This is a genomic window from Providencia hangzhouensis (assembly GCF_029193595.2).
In the GTDB taxonomy this organism is placed as follows: domain Bacteria; phylum Pseudomonadota; class Gammaproteobacteria; order Enterobacterales; family Enterobacteriaceae; genus Providencia; species Providencia hangzhouensis.
In genome coordinates, this window is sequence record NZ_CP135052.1 from 3,128,985 (window position 1) to 3,144,603 (window position 15,619).

Annotated in this window: 11 protein-coding genes; 3 read left to right on the top strand and 8 right to left on the bottom strand. The window is 38.6% G+C overall.

Annotated features, from left to right (window positions below; translation table 11 throughout):
• Positions 1–17: 17 nt before the first annotated feature.
• From PZ638_RS14250 to seqA, 8 genes are all read right to left on the bottom strand, one after another.
• Positions 18–2,321 carry a DNA internalization-related competence protein ComEC/Rec2 gene (locus PZ638_RS14250; RefSeq protein ID WP_272674342.1) on the bottom strand — a complete coding sequence of 768 codons (2,304 nt, stop codon included), beginning with the start codon at positions 2,319–2,321 and terminating at the stop codon, positions 18–20.
• 443 nt (positions 2,322–2,764) lie between these two features.
• Positions 2,765–3,052 (bottom strand): integration host factor subunit beta, encoded by a 288-nt coding sequence (ihfB, locus tag PZ638_RS14255; protein ID WP_004256221.1) that lies wholly within the window; start codon positions 3,050–3,052, stop codon positions 2,765–2,767.
• Positions 3,053–3,108: 56 nt separating this feature from the next.
• Positions 3,109–4,782, bottom strand: coding sequence for a 30S ribosomal protein S1 (rpsA, locus tag PZ638_RS14260; protein WP_004909559.1), 1,674 nt, complete (start codon positions 4,780–4,782; stop codon positions 3,109–3,111).
• Between the two features lie 173 nt (positions 4,783–4,955).
• Complete coding sequence (gene cmk, locus PZ638_RS14265; RefSeq protein WP_094960688.1) at positions 4,956–5,639, bottom strand: (d)CMP kinase; 684 nt, start codon at positions 5,637–5,639, stop codon at positions 4,956–4,958.
• A 187-nt stretch (positions 5,640–5,826) separates the two neighbouring features.
• Entirely contained in the window at positions 5,827–7,104 is a 1,278-nt protein-coding gene (gene aroA / locus PZ638_RS14270; RefSeq protein ID WP_112308211.1) for a 3-phosphoshikimate 1-carboxyvinyltransferase, read from the bottom strand.
• A gap of 121 nt (positions 7,105–7,225) precedes the next feature.
• Positions 7,226–8,317 carry a 3-phosphoserine/phosphohydroxythreonine transaminase gene (gene serC, locus PZ638_RS14275; protein WP_094960686.1) on the bottom strand — a complete coding sequence of 364 codons (1,092 nt, stop codon included), beginning with the start codon at positions 8,315–8,317 and terminating at the stop codon, positions 7,226–7,228.
• 287 nt (positions 8,318–8,604) lie between these two features.
• Positions 8,605–10,239, bottom strand: a complete 1,635-nt coding sequence (pgm, locus tag PZ638_RS14280) for a phosphoglucomutase (alpha-D-glucose-1,6-bisphosphate-dependent) (protein WP_112308212.1) — start codon at positions 10,237–10,239, stop codon at positions 8,605–8,607.
• Positions 10,240–10,295: 56 nt separating this feature from the next.
• Entirely contained in the window at positions 10,296–10,841 is a 546-nt protein-coding gene (seqA, locus tag PZ638_RS14285) for a replication initiation negative regulator SeqA (protein WP_004256238.1), read from the bottom strand.
• Between the two features lie 325 nt (positions 10,842–11,166).
• Between seqA and ybfF the strand changes: the two genes are divergently transcribed.
• From ybfF to PZ638_RS14300, 3 genes are all read left to right on the top strand, one after another.
• Positions 11,167–11,943 (top strand): esterase, encoded by a 777-nt coding sequence (gene ybfF, locus PZ638_RS14290; protein WP_004256243.1) that lies wholly within the window; start codon positions 11,167–11,169, stop codon positions 11,941–11,943.
• Between the two features lie 242 nt (positions 11,944–12,185).
• Positions 12,186–14,291 (top strand): peptidase domain-containing ABC transporter, encoded by a 2,106-nt coding sequence (locus tag PZ638_RS14295; RefSeq protein ID WP_164455835.1) that lies wholly within the window; start codon positions 12,186–12,188, stop codon positions 14,289–14,291.
• The gene (locus PZ638_RS14300; protein WP_110591445.1) at positions 14,288–15,616 is read left to right on the top strand and encodes an HlyD family type I secretion periplasmic adaptor subunit; all 1,329 of its coding nucleotides are present in this window, start codon (positions 14,288–14,290) and stop codon (positions 15,614–15,616) included. Before PZ638_RS14295 ends, PZ638_RS14300 begins: the two co-directional genes overlap by 4 nt.
• The last annotated feature ends 3 nt before the right edge of the window (positions 15,617–15,619 follow it).

Below are 15,619 nucleotides of genomic sequence, written 5' to 3' on the forward strand. Positions count from 1 at the left end.
AATGTAAGCGCACTATTCTACTCGGGAAATAGCGGTAAGCCAAACCACAGATGATACCAGCGGGGCTGAATTTCATAGCGATAACGTGAAATTTTAATTTTTTCCTTTTTAAACCATATAGTTAACTGGCCATCTTCCGCTGTATTTAACCATTTAATATTATTATTTTTATACCGAAAATAGACTTTTGGCGATGGAATTTTCCATGCACTATACCTTGCTGATGAGACTACCACCATTGAAGGTTGAACATTTCTTAATAATAAATCAGTTGATGACGTGCTGCTTCCATGATGAGGAGCGAAAAGAAGAGTCGAACGTAACCGATTCTTGTACATTGCGACCAGTGATTTTTCCCCTTGTTTTTCGATATCTCCTGTTAATAAAATTTTATGAAACCCATCCGTTAATTGAATAACACAAGAATCATCATTATGTGATATTGGTGCTAGCTTTTCAGGCCATAATACTTCAAAAGTTAATATCCCCCACTGCCATTTTTGGCCTTTAAAACACGGAAGGTGTTCCATACTTTTTATATTATTAGTTTTTTCCCTATTTACCGACGTTTTTTGTGGGCCAAAGCTACTTCTTACACTTAGCCATGGATATTGCTGGATTAAATAATTTGCGCCACCAGTATGGTCTAAATGATTATGGCTTAAAATGACTCCAATTGGGGTTATATCGTGATATTTAAGGAAAGGAATAATTTGACGCTGTGCATTGCTATCCCCTTTCCATACATTACCTGTATCATAGAGTAACGCTAAATTGTTTTGTTCTATCACAACAGCCAAACCATGCCCGATGTCTAATACCGTCATTCTCCAACCTTCTTTGGATTGTTTACCGCTCCCCTTTTCTAAGAAAATTGAAATAACTACACAGCTAATAAGCCCGAAATAGCGCTTGTACCACTTAAATAAAACGACAATGATACTTAACCAACATATTAAAAATAAATAATAGGGAACATTGATAAATTCTGACCAAAAAGTACTGAAATAAGGTAATGGTTTTAGCCCTATATCTATAACCCTATCTATCGTATATAAAATAGGTTGCTGAACCACTTTTATTGGTACTAAAAACAAGAGCAAAATAGCAGGAACAACACACCAAGAAACTAACGGGACAAACCAGATATTTGCCACTAACCCCATTACATTAATACCATTAAATAGACTAAGTTGCATTGGGATCAGTAAGACTAGTAAGCCAATTTGTAAATGGGTTAACCCTATAATTTTCCCCTTTACACCTTTAGATAAATGATATGGTAGTGGAAATATGGTTAACCAATAAAGAATGGCTAGCACAGCGAAACTAGATAACCAAAAACTATCTGACAAAATAGCTAATGGGTCTAATAATAATATTCCTGCGATACTCCACAGTGCCCATTGCCAAGCAAAATACCTTGCAGGCTTATTTCTGATATATACCCATAATAGTAGGGCAAATAATGCTCGAGTCGCAGGGATAGCAAAGCCAGAGATCCATGCATAAAAAATTGCTAGCCCTATACCAATTACTACTGGTAGTGTTTCATTGACATACTTTATTGGTAAAAAATATTGAATCCCTCGAGTGATAAGAAAGCCAAACAAGTAAGCTAACCCAATATGCAAGCCTGATATAGCCATTAAATGTGTCAAACCTGTTCTCTGTAGTAAATATGTTTGTTCTACTGCCAACAAACTTCTATCTCCAAACATTAGTCCATAAATAATCCCTTTATTAGATAATGAATTAATTAGCTCCATATAATTATGGATAACTTTTTGTCTTACAGAACAATCCTTTTTTAATAATTTTATTTTCTTACTTTTCAAAACTCCAATGATTCTATTAGCCAAATAATAACGTTGTAGGTTAAATCCTCCTTCATTTAGTGAGCTGTGTAGTGGCTTTACAGTGCCATTGATTCGCCACAACTGCCCAGCGCAAACTGTTTCCTTTGTTTTCCACGTAGCATATAAAGGAGGGAAAACAATGCGGTTGTTAATTTTATCAATACGTACTTTGATTTTTTGTTCTTTGTCACTTAATGAAATACCAACAATAACTATATTAATATCGTTATTTTTTGTAGATAGATAATTGATATGGTTAATGATATTAATTCCATGCCAATTAGCCCATAAGAAAAACATAATAGTTAATGCAAGGAACTTTCCTAACTTACCCAATAGAAAGAGCATTATTAACAGCACCATAAATAACACGATAAAGAGTAATTCACTCAACATTATAATTTCAGGTATAAATAAAAGTGGTAACGTACCTAAAATCAAAGCAATAGAAGCCAGCGTCATCGAAATAGACAATTTTCCATTAAAGATTAAATTACATTTTTTGATTGAGTTATTTAGCCATCTTATTATGTAGATGATATTTTTTATCAACTTTTGTATCCCTACATAGCGTTTATTTGCTTTAGTTTATTTATTCCTATGAATTTTTTAAGTCTCTTTGTTTTATTTTTCGTAGCGCTTCCCAATATGTTTTTTACTGATAAAAATATACATATTAGTTTGCGAGGAGCTTCGCAAAACACGTATATATCTCTAAAGCTGCTTTTGGATTTATTTTATTATTTTTATAGGCTTTAAAAGTATAGAAGTGGTGTTGGTGTTGGTGTTGGTGTTGGTGTTGGTGTTGGTGTTGGTGTTGGTGTTGGTGTTGACCAGAAATAAAAAACAGTGCTGTATAAAATACAAGCACTGTTTTGATGTAATAATTAAGATTTACAGCCCGATTATTGGCCGTAAATATTTACACGATCACGTAATTCTTTACCTGGTTTAAAGTGAGGAACATATTTACCTTCTAGTTCCACTTTATCACCAGTTTTTGGGTTACGGCCAACGCGTGGAGCACGGTAGTGAAGAGAAAAACTGCCGAAACCACGGACTTCAATACGCTCACCGTTAGCTAACGTATCCGCCATATGCTCAAGAATTTCCTTTACAGCTTCCTCAACGGTTTTTGCTGAAAGATGAGACTGCTGGCTAGCCAGTCTTTCAATTAATTCAGACTTGGTCATAGTACCTCCCTAAACTACCGTTACAAAGGGGCAACGCTACTGTTGCCCCCACTTAATTATTCGCCTTTAGCTGCTTTGAAAGCTTCAGCCATAGCATTGTTGCCGAATGCTGTATCTTCTTGTTTGTTCACAGCTGCGACAGCGTCTTTCTCATCAGCTTCGTCTTTAGCGCGAACAGACAGGTTGATTACACGGTTTTTACGATCAACACCAGTGTATTTAGCTTCAACATCATCACCAACGTTCAGAACCAGTGTTGCATCTTCAACACGGTCACGTGAAGCTTCTGATGCACGCAGGTAACCTTCAACGCCCAGTGTCAGCTCAACAGTTGCACCTTTAGCATCAACTGCGATTACTTTACCAGTTACGATTGCGCCTTTCTTAGTTGCTGCTAAATAGTTATTGAATGGATCTTCAGCTAACTGTTTAACACCTAAAGAAATACGTTCACGCTCTGCGTCGACTTGCAGAACAACAGCTGCGATTTCATCACCTTTTTTGTATTCACGAACTGCTTCTTCGCCTGCAACGTTCCAGGAGATGTCAGACAGGTGAACCAGGCCATCGATGCCGCCGTCCAGACCGATGAAGATACCGAAGTCAGTGATAGACTTGATTTTACCTTCAACGCGGTCGCCTTTGTTGTGAGTTTCTGCGAATTGCTGCCATGGGTTAGATTTGCACTGTTTCAGGCCCAGTGAGATACGACGACGTTCTTCATCGATATCCAGAACCATAACTTCAACAACATCACCAACGTTAACAACTTTAGATGGGTGGATGTTTTTGTTAGTCCAATCCATTTCTGAAACGTGAACCAGACCTTCAACGCCTTCTTCGATTTCTACGAAGCAACCATAGTCAGTCAGGTTAGTAACGCGACCAGTCAGTTTAGTACCTTCTGGGTAACGTTTAGCGATTGCGACCCAAGGATCTTCGCCCAGTTGTTTCAGACCCAGAGAAACACGAGTGCGCTCACGGTCGAATTTCAGAACTTTAACATTGATTTCATCACCAACGTTGACGATTTCGCTTGGGTGTTTAACACGTTTCCAAGCCATGTCAGTGATATGCAGCAGGCCGTCAACACCGCCCAGATCAACGAATGCACCGTAGTCAGTAAGGTTCTTAACGATACCTTTAACTTCCATGCCTTCTTGCAGATTTTCCAGCAGTTGATCGCGCTCAGCGCTGCTTTCAGATTCAATTACAGCACGACGAGAAACAACAACGTTGTTGCGTTTCTGATCCAGCTTGATTACTTTGAACTCAAGCTCTTTGCCTTCCAAGTGAGTAGTATCACGAACTGGACGTACATCAACCAGTGAACCTGGTAAGAACGCACGAATACCGTTCAGCTCAACAGTGAAACCACCTTTAACTTTACCGTTGATAACACCAGTTACAGTTTCAGCTTCTTCGTAAGCTTTTTCCAGCATCAGCCATGCTTCATGACGTTTAGCTTTCTCACGAGACAGGATAGTTTCACCGAAACCATCTTCTACTGCATCCAGAGCTACATCGATTTCATCGCCAACTTGGATTTCTAGCTCACCCTGAGCATTTTTGAACTGTTCTACTGGGATAGCAGATTCTGATTTAAGACCTGCGTCAACAAGGACTACGTCTTTATCGATGGCAACAACAGTACCACGGACGATAGAACCAGGACGAGTTTCAATATTCTGCAGGGATTCTTCAAAGAGTTGAGCAAAAGATTCAGTCATATTAATGATCTTCAAGAGTTTTAAATTAACGTCCACTTAGCTTCCCGCCAAATGGGGTTGTTTCACATACCCCACAACATTCCATGTCGCAAGGTTGATGCTACGCTAATAATATAATCACATAGCGGTAACTGCGTATATTATCTAATTATAAGCTAAAATAAAGCCTATTATCACGATAATTGTAGAATTTTTTTTGCATAGGTGTGTGCTTTTTCAATAACTTCCTCAATAGACATACTTGTGGAATCCAGCACTAATGCGTCTTTCGCGGCAATAAGAGGTGCAACAGAGCGATTACGATCACGAAAATCCCGCTCTTCAATTTCGCTTAAAAGACGTTCAAAATTAACATCAAAACCTTTTTCTTGCAACTGCTTCATCCGCCGATGAGCCCGTTCTTCCGCGGAGGCATCAAGAAAAATTTTTACCGGTGCATCGGGAAAAACCACCGTTCCCATATCACGGCCATCAGCAATTAGCCCAGGATGGGTTCTAAATGCACGTTGGCGTCGGAGTAAAGCTTCACGTACGCGAGGAAAAGTGGCTGTTTGGGATGCAGTGTTTCCTACTGTTTCGGTTCTAATTTGATTCGAAACATCTTCCCCTTCCAGAATGACTTTCAGTACATTATCTTCAGGAACAAATTTCACATCTAAATTTGCAGCCAAAGGAACTAACGCATCTTCGGATTGGATATCAACATGGTGATGTAACGCAGCTAACGCTAATACACGATAAATCGCGCCAGAGTCTAAAAGTTGCCACCCAAACTCGTTTGCTAATGCTTGGCAAAGCGTACCTTTACCTGCTCCGCTTGGTCCATCAACGGTGATTACAGGGGCTATCGCCACCATAAAAAATCTCCTTTTCTGCAAATAGCCTAGCTACCCGCAATTAAAATCTGTGAAGGTATTATACCAATTCAGTAGATTTGTGAAATAAGCAGGTTCTGATGATTGCTAAAAAATAAGAAAAAGTTGATATTTGAATCGTAAAAATCAGGTTGATATCAAAGAAAATAATATCAACCCAATCAATAGATTAATGACTTAGACGTGCCAACTGTTCGAAGTAATCAGGAAAAGTTTTTGCAGTGCAGCCCGGATCCAAAATTGTTACTGGTGTATCTGATAATGCAACTAACGAAAAACACATTGCAATACGATGGTCGTTATAGGTTTCAATTTCAGCATGTTGTAATTTTTTCGGTGGAACAACACGAATATAATCATGCCCCTCTTCCACTTCAGCGCCAACTTTTCGTAACTCTGTCGCCATCGCATATAACCGGTCGGTCTCTTTTACCCGCCAGTTATAGATATTACGAATAACCGTTTCGCCTTCAGCAAACAGGGCAACCGTTCCAATGGTCATTGCCGCATCAGGGATCGCGTTCATGTCCATATCAATACCAGTCAACGTTCCGCGTTCACATTCAACGTAGTCATCACCCCAACGAATAGTCGCGCCCATTTTTTCTAATACGTTGGCAAATTTAGTGTCCCCTTGCAAACTATTGCGCCCAATTCCTGTTACACGCACTACGCCCCCCTTAATGGCGGCCGCAGCGAGGAAATAAGACGCTGATGAAGCATCACCTTCCACTAAATATTCGCCTGGTGATTGGTATTGTTGCTGCCCTTTGATAACGAAATATTCATATTGATGATTTTCGACATTAACACCGAACGTTTTCATTAATGCTAATGTGATATCAATGTAAGGTTTGGAGACTAACTCGCCAATAATTGTAATTGTTGTGTCTTGCTCTGCACGCGGTGCCGCCATTAACAGCGCAGTTAAAAACTGGCTGGAAACAGACCCATCAACTGAAATTTGGCCACCGATAAAACCACCTTTTAAACGTAATGGTGGGTAATTCTCTTGTTCCAAATATTCAATCTCTGCACCGCCTTCCCTCAGCGCATCAACCAAATGCCCAATTGGGCGCTCTTTCATGCGAGGCTCACCCGTTAAAATAATATTATTACGGCTTAGTGATAGTGCTGCAGTCAGTGGGCGCATTGCAGTTCCCGCATTGCCTAAAAAGATTTCTGTTTCATCTGGATGAGATAAATTTCCACCTAAACCTTCTACACGACAACGTGTTTTATCTTCAGACAATTGGTAGTTAACACCTAGCTGGCTTAATGCATTCAGCATATGGCGAATATCATCACTGTCCAATAAGTTAGTGAGTGTGGTCGTTCCTTTAGCCATCGCTGCTAATAATAGTGCGCGGTTTGAGACACTTTTTGACCCTGGCAAATTAATTGTGCCGTTGATTGAAGAGATAGGTTGTAATGTCAGGGATTGCATAAAAAGCAGTTTCTCCAGTGAAGTTTTGCAAGTAAATAAAATCTGGCTCCATTTTCTTTTAAGTCAAATAAGAAGAGCACAGATAACCGACTGAACATCCTATTTCAGTCGGCAAATCTCATTATTGAGCGTTATGGCGTTCGAAATCAGCCATAAAATCAACCAAAGCCTGTACACCAGCTAATGGCATCGCATTATAGATTGACGCACGCATACCACCAGCCACTTTATGGCCTTTTAGAGAAAGTAAGCCTTGCTCTTTGGCTTCTTCAATAAATTTCGCATCAAGTGCCGGGTTTTGCATTTGGAACGGTACGTTCATCCAAGAACGGTTTTCAACCGCAACACGGTTAATATAGAACTGGCTATCATCAATTGCATTGTAGAGTAATTGTGATTTTTCATAATTACGCTTAGCCATTTCTTGCAAACCACCTTGCTCTTTTAACCATTTGAAGACCATCCCCGCGAGATACCAAGCAAAAGTCGGTGGAGTATTAAACATTGAATCGTGTTTTGCTAATACCGTGTAATCAAATACAGATGGAGTCTGAGGCGAAGCTTTACCGAGCAGGTCTTCTCGAATAATAACGATAGTTAATCCAGCTGGCCCAATATTTTTTTGAGCTCCCGCATAAATTACACCATAACGGCTTACATCAATCGGTTTAGATAAGATAGAAGAGGAATAGTCAGCAACAATAATTTTATCTTCAGGGAAATCAGGTTCCTCATGAATAGCTAAGCCACCAATGGTTTCATTTGGGCAATAGTGAACATAAGCGGCATCATCACTTAATGGCCACTCTTTCATAGGTTTTAAACTAACAATGCCATCTTTTTCTTCAGTAATTTGAATTACATTAGGTGTACAGTATTTTTCAGCTTCTTTTGCTGCTGACTCTGACCAATAGCCGCTTACAATGTAGTCTGCGGTCGTTTTATCACCTAGTAAATTCATTGGTAACGTCGCAAAATGGGCTCGAGCTCCACCGTGACAAAATAAAACTTTATAGTTATCAGGGATGTTTAATAAATCACGTAAATTTTGCTCTGCTTCTATTGCCACTTCGATAAAGTCTTTTCCGCGATGGCTAACTTCCATGACAGAAACGCCTAAACCCTTCCAATTACAAAACTCTTGTTCAGCACGACGCATGACTTCAACAGGTAGCATAGCTGGACCTGCACTGAAATTATAAACCTGACTCATTGACCTCACCCTATCTATCTTCAATTATGGTTAATAAAATTCACTCAGATAGTTAAAGTTGTACCACTCCAAGCCTTTAGCTGCAACGGTTATTGTCAGCAATCCCAAAAATGAAAGGGGGGTTATTTTTTGATAATGGGGAAAAGAATTTTGTTAATCTTGTCACACTCTCGACAAGCACCATTTTATGGAGAAATTAACAATAAATAAGCGATAATATCCCGAATTACATCATTGCGCTGTGTTTCGGGATATTCATTGAAATGTCTTTTATTGAAGATTAAAAATTAGCGAATAACTTTGCTTACGATCTCAATCGCTTCTTTTTCTATTTGGCGTAAATGATCTTCTCCACGGAAGCTTTCACAATAAATTTTATACGCTTCTTCCGTACCTGATGGCCTTGCTGCAAACCAGCCATAATCAGTCATGATTTTTAAACCACCAATTGGCGCATTATTACCGGGGGCTGCGGTTAAACGCTGTGTAATTTTATCTCCTGCCAATGTATCTGCTGCAACCATTTCCGGTGATAATTTACTTAGCTTCGCTTTTTCTTCGTGAGTAGCTTTCGCTTGAATACGATTGTAAATCGGTGCCCCAAATTTTTTGGCGAGGTTATTATAACGCTGCTGCGGGTTTTCACCGGTAACCGCCGTAATTTCCGCGGCTAGTAAGCAAAGAATGATACCGTCTTTGTCTGTTGACCAAGGTGTGCCATCGAATTTTAAGAATGATGCCCCTGCACTTTCCTCACCGCCAAAACCTAGTTGTCCACTGAATAACCCATCAACGAACCATTTGAACCCTACAGGCACTTCAACTAATTCACGACCGATATCATTAACAACACGGTCAATCATCGCACTTGAGACAAGTGTTTTCCCTACCGCAACATTTTTTCCCCACTGAGGGCGGTGTTGGAATAGGTAGTCGATTGCCACAGCAAGATAGTGATTTGGGTTCATTAAACCATCGGGGGTAACAATGCCATGACGGTCATAGTCAGGGTCATTAGCGAAAGCTAAATCAAATTTTTCTTTCATCCCAAGCAAACCCGCCATTGCCCAACTTGATGAGCAATCCATACGGATAACACCATCATGATCCAAAGGCATAAAACGGAACGTTTGGTCTAATTGGTCATTTACGATTTCAATATCTAATTGATAATATTCAGCAATTTTTTTCCAGTATTCAATACCGGAACCGCCTAGTGGGTCAACACCAATTTTCAAACCAGACTTAGCAATCGCTTGCATATCAACAACTTCGCCTAATGCAGAGACATAAGGCATAACCAAATCTTGCTGAATAACGTATTCACTCGCCATCGCTGTATCAAAATTGACTCTTTTAACCCCTTCCAGGTTATTGACTAGCAATTGGTTTGCATTTTTTTCAATAACAGAAGTTAAATCGGTATCAGCCGGCCCGCCATTCGCAGGGTTGTATTTAATACCGCCATCTTCAGGTGGGTTATGTGAAGGCGTAATTACAATGCCATCCGCAACATCTTGGTGTGATTGGTTATAACTTAAAATAGCGTGAGAGATAGCTGGAGTTGGCGTAAAACCATTATTTTCCTGAACAATTACATGAACTTGATTTGCCGCTAACACTTCAACCACTGTAATAAACGCTGCTTCTGATAACGCATGGGTATCTTTCCCTACAAAACAAGGACCTGTTACACCTTGCTTTTTGCGTAAATCGGCAATTGCTTGTGCAATGGCTAATATGTGGTTTTCATTAAAATTTTTACGCAACGAACTACCACGATGCCCTGATGTGCCAAACTTAACAGCTTGAGATGTATTATCGGGTTGTGGTTGCTGCGTATAATATTGAGCGGTTAATTGAGCGACATTGATCAAGTCACTTTGAAACGGAAGCTGCCCTGCACGTTCATGTATTGTCACTTGTTTTCTCCCAAAGCACTGATGCTTTGTTATCAACATCAGTGGCCTTTCAGTTTTTAAATAGTATTACAAACTTTTTCAATCACATTGGTTGGAAATTGCATTTCCTGCATGATCGCATCAACCATGCTACGTTTACGATTCGTATTCGTATTCGTGATCACCCAATAGGGTGTTCCTGGTATATGACGCGGCTTAGATTGCTTACCAGCTGCAAGTAATGTTTGTTCATCACCAGCAAAATAAATACGAGTTCGGCCATGCATTAACTCTGTTGCACTCGCAAAACGATTCGCATCTAAACTATATAAAGTAGACAAAATCAACATAAAGCGGTCAATCGCTTTACTTTTTTCTGCATAAGCGTCAGATAACAGAAGCTCTCTAATGACTCTAACAGGGTTTAATGCAACAGCAGGTGTACTCATCGCAGGTTCAGCCTTAATAACAGCATGTTCCTGACTAATTTCTTTTGCTTGTACTGGCTGCCCGGATTTGAAATTTAACATACGGCGCAAAATATCCGATGCACTTTCACCGATATGCTGTGTATGGCTCGCAATATAGCGGTAAAGCTCTTCATCAACTTCTATCGTTTTCATTTTTTCCCAGTACTTTTTTAACTAAAATTTGCGGTGTGATTATAAGACAGATTTAAAAAAAACAAAACAATTAAAATTTCAATAACTTAAAGTAAACATTATTCTAAGTTCAAAGATAATTCAGTGGGTTATCATGCCATGACTTCCAGTATTTTGCCTCAGTGATCAACTTCAATTTTCTGAAATTCATTGGCTAAGGATATTTTGATTATCGACTCATTGACTTACCTCAGCCAAAATCGCAGCTTATTTGACCATTTGGATTTTATTCATAGCCGTGACATGATAAGACCACATGTACCGCTGACGAATTGATCAAACAAATATGACTGTGTTACTTAACCATACTATCCATAAACCTGAAAATCCAATCTCAAATAGTCCTATTGTACTCATACATGGGTTATTTGGTGACCTCAATAACTTAGGTGTTTTAGGACGTAATCTACAACAATATTTCGATACGATTCAAATTGATGTTCGTAATCATGGTGACTCATTTCGTGATGAGCAAATGAGTTACCAACAAATGGCCCAAGATGTTATTACTCTAATAAAGTCTTTAGGTTACGAAAATGCTATTTTAATTGGTCACTCTATGGGTGGCAAAATCGCCATGGCGGCAACAGCAATAGCCCCTAATTTTATTAATAGTATCGTTGCTATTGATATGGCGCCTGTCGCTTACCAAGTCCGTCGTCATGATAAAATATTCGCGGCGCTTGATGCCGTTACAGCAAAAAATGCAAAAACTCGCCAAGAAGCTACTGTGATTATGCGTGATTACATTAATGAGGATGGCGTTATCCAATTTCTGCTTAAATCCTTTAAGCAAGGTGAGTGGAAATTTAATTTACCTGCCCTAAAAGCTAATTATGAAAGTATTATTGGTTGGGAAATAGTACCCGCCTGGAATAAACCCGTGCTGTTAATCCCAGGAGGAAATTCCCCTTATGTACAAGCTGAATATAAAGAACAAATCGCACAACAATTTCCGCAAGCCAAAGCGTGGGTTGTTGCTGATACAGGGCACTGGGTTCATGCAGAAAAACCAGACCATGTTTTAAGAGCCATTCATCGTTTTTTATCTATCCCTGAATAATTGAACACATTTAAATATAGATATTGAAAAGATATATAGCTTTTCAATATCTTTAAATATATTTGTAGTTAAATATAATTACTTTATTAATTACATAATAAGACTAACTTCAATACACAGCGAATTATAAACCCTGTATTATCCAAATTCTACTCCACCTTATTACTATCTAGTGCATATTTTATCAATGCAAATTTGGAATTAAAAATTCAAATAACTTAAGGAATTTATTAATATAGAAAATGGATAGTCTCAAATCAAAATCAACATTATACTTCATTAGTGTTATTGCTAAGTTATCAGGGCAAGTAAATCCTAAAGAACTAGAACAAACACTCAATCAATCTATTGGTTATAATGAAAAACTTAACATTATTAAATCGAAACATGCCATTCGCTGTAGGAATAAATATCAGAAGAATAAAAATGTAACTAAAATCGTATGCCCTGCTATTTTATATAATACCAAAGGAGAAGCCATTCTATTAGCTAACTGCAATCAAGAACAAGTACTCATTCAGCAATTTGGGAATACGCCTCCAGAGATATGGAGCATTGATGAGCTGAATCAACAATGGAATGGTCATTGGTTAGAAGTAAGCCTTAAACAGGGTCAATTTGACATTACCTGGTTCCAAGTTGAATTTATGAAATACAAACCCATTATTTTGTGGGTTTTATTCTTTTCATTTATATTACAAATACTCGCATTAGTTTCCCCTATTGTTATGCAAGTTATTATGGATAAAGTACTCGTTCATAATAGCTTAGTCACATTGGACGTTTTAATTTTTGGGTTAATTATTGCGGCGTTAATAGAAGTGACTTTGAAAGGGTTACGTGAGTATATTTATCATCACACTGTTAACCGAATTGATATGACACTGGGCTTGAAGCTGGTAAATCATTTACTGAGACTGCCTATTCCCTTTTTTAAAAGCAGGCAAATAGGCGCAATTGTCACCCGAGTAAAAGAGCTCGAAACTATTCGTGAATTTTTAACCAGCAGCTTTTTTACTCTATGTGTCGATGTGCTATTTTTATTTGTATTTATTTTTGTGATGAATTTGATCTCCACAACACTCACAATAATATTTTTGTGTTCTATTCCTTTTTATCTTTTATTAGCTTGGTGGTTAACGCCTAAAATTGAATCTGCTGCACAACAACAGTTCACCAATATTGCCATCAATACCTCTTTTTTGACCGAAAGTATCAATGGGATCGAAACAGCCAAAAGCTTATCCGTCGAACCAAATTTCACTCGTCGCTGGGACGGCCAAACCGCTGATATGAGCCAAACTAACTTTGTATCAGGGCAAATAAGCTCCCGCTCTGAACATCTAGTGATGGCTATTGAAAAAATCACCAGTGCTATTGTTTTGTGGGTTGGTGCTTCTGAAGTTTTAGCATTGCAGATGACGATTGGCCAGCTTATTGCCTTTTACATGATGGTTAGCCACGCTAACCAGCCCCTCATCAAACTAACTAAACTATGGGGGGACTACATTCGAACCAGTGTCGCTATCGAAAAACTCTCCCAAATTATTAACTTACCTACCGAACAATCACAGCAAGAAAATAAGTTATCTCTTCAAGGGCATTTAAATCTAAAAAATATCTCGTTCCGCTACCAACCTAACATGCCATTTGTTCTAAAAAACTTTAATTTAAATATTAAAGCGGGAGAAACTATTGGTATTGTTGGGACATCAGGGTCAGGTAAGAGCACCCTCGCTAAATTATTACTACGGCTTTATACCCCTGAAAGTGGTGCTATTTTTGTGGATGGAACCCCCATGTCTGCGATTAACTTGCACTCCCTTAGACAACAAATTGGTATTGTTTTACAGGAAAATTTCTTATTCAGCCAATCTGTTTTTCACAATATCGCTCAAACCTCACCGGATGCCTCCATGGACGAAGTCGTTCATGCCGCCAAAATGGCGGGAGCACACGATTTTATTTTGAAATTACCAAAAGGTTACGACACCGTTCTTGCCGAGGGGGGAACATCACTTTCTGGCGGCCAACGCCAACGTATTGCTATTGCTAGAACACTGCTTTCCAACCCTAAAGTGATTATTTTTGATGAGGCAACTAGCGCTTTAGATGATGAATCCCAAGCCGTTATTCAAGAAAATATGCATATTATTGCAAAAGGAAGGACCATCATCACAATTGCTCACCGCCTATCAACTATTCGCCATCACCAGCGGATCATTGTGATGCAAAATGGTGAAATTATCGAGCAAGGTAGCCATCAGCAACTTATTGAACAAGGTAATTTTTATAAACATTTGTGGACTCTACAACAGTCTCTGAAATCAGACATGGACGTAAAATGAAACATCGATTAGACAAAAACCGTTATAACAGCTTTTTGCCTTCACACTTGGCGATATTAAAAACACCACCGTCTTACTTGGCACTATACGTCGCTATTTCTATTAGTGTAGGCGTTTTTATTGCTATAACTTGGTCGTTTTTTGGTAAGTTGGATATTCAAGCAACCACGCAAGGTAAACTTATTGTTTCAGGACGAACACAGTTAATTCAAGCGTTTGAATTAAGTCGTTTAGAACATATTCATGTCACTGATGGGCAAGTAGTAAAACAAGGGGATCCTTTAATAACTGTCAATGTATTAGGTGTTGACCAAGATATCCTAAGTTTAAATTACCAACATAACTTCCATGTAGCCGAAATATTAATTTATCAAGCATTGATTTCACAACAGCCTATTGAGCAATTACCTTTATTTAACCAATTAACTGAACTAGAACAAAACAATACACGGGCTAGCTATCAAACACAAAAAATAGAATTTGATTCATTAATTAATGAACTTAATAATGAAATTCAATTAAATACTGTCAATCAGCAAGCTAGAAAAGACGAATTACTCACTATCAATTCCCTCATCGTAAACATCAAAAAGCGCCTCGATGCACACCATTCGTTAACTAAAAAGCAGTTGATCAGCCAGAAGGAATTTTTAGAACAAGAGCGAGAACTATTAATCGCTAAAAAAGAAAAAGTCACCAAATTATCTGAGCTCTCAATTCTAAAAAGCCAGTATCAAGCCTTAAATGAAAAGGTAGGCAGAATTAAAGCCCAAAAAAACCAAGAGTGGGATGAAAAATACAAACAAGCTGACTTTAAGCGGGCTTCCCTTGAGCAAGAACTATTAAAAAATAAAGAAAGAAACCAATTAGAAATCATACGGGCTCCCGTTGATGGCACGATACAACAGCTTGCTACACACACTATAGGTGCAGTGTTACAACCCGCACAGCAGTTAATGGCTGTAGTACCTAATAATCATGTTCAACTAGCTGAAATTAAAATCTTAAATAAAGATATTGGTTTCATCCATGAAGGGTTAAGAGCAGAGGTGAAAATAGATGCTTTCCCTTACACTCGTTATGGCACAGTTGAAGGGGAAGTGATTTCCGTCTCTCGTGACAGTACTCTCGATGAAAATCTTGGATTAGTGTTCTTAGGGCAAATCGGTCTTAAGCAAAAAGAACTAGTAGTTGATGGTGAGTCTATTGAACTGACACCCGGTTTATCCATTGTGGCAGAAATAAAAACAGATAAACGCCGTATTATTGATTACTTACTTAGCCCAATCAATGAATACACCTCAAACGCGATGAGAGAAAAATAATCG

What these genes read in the sequence shown, in the direction of transcription:
- PZ638_RS14250 (WP_272674342.1), bottom strand. Translation starts at nt 2,321, where the DNA reads ATGACGCTGGCTTCTATTGCTTTGATTTTAGGTACGTTACCACTTTTA.
- ihfB (WP_004256221.1), bottom strand. Translation starts at nt 3,052, where the DNA reads ATGACCAAGTCTGAATTAATTGAAAGACTGGCTAGCCAGCAGTCTCAT.
- rpsA (WP_004909559.1), bottom strand. Translation starts at nt 4,782, where the DNA reads ATGACTGAATCTTTTGCTCAACTCTTTGAAGAATCCCTGCAGAATATT.
- cmk (WP_094960688.1), bottom strand. Translation starts at nt 5,639, where the DNA reads ATGGTGGCGATAGCCCCTGTAATCACCGTTGATGGACCAAGCGGAGCA.
- aroA (WP_112308211.1), bottom strand. Translation starts at nt 7,104, where the DNA reads ATGCAATCCCTGACATTACAACCTATCTCTTCAATCAACGGCACAATT.
- serC (WP_094960686.1), bottom strand. Translation starts at nt 8,317, where the DNA reads ATGAGTCAGGTTTATAATTTCAGTGCAGGTCCAGCTATGCTACCTGTT.
- seqA (WP_004256238.1), bottom strand. Translation starts at nt 10,841, where the DNA reads ATGAAAACGATAGAAGTTGATGAAGAGCTTTACCGCTATATTGCGAGC.
- ybfF (WP_004256243.1), top strand. Translation starts at nt 11,167, where the DNA reads ATGACTGTGTTACTTAACCATACTATCCATAAACCTGAAAATCCAATC.
- PZ638_RS14295 (WP_164455835.1), top strand. Translation starts at nt 12,186, where the DNA reads ATGGATAGTCTCAAATCAAAATCAACATTATACTTCATTAGTGTTATT.
- PZ638_RS14300 (WP_110591445.1), top strand. Translation starts at nt 14,288, where the DNA reads ATGAAACATCGATTAGACAAAAACCGTTATAACAGCTTTTTGCCTTCA.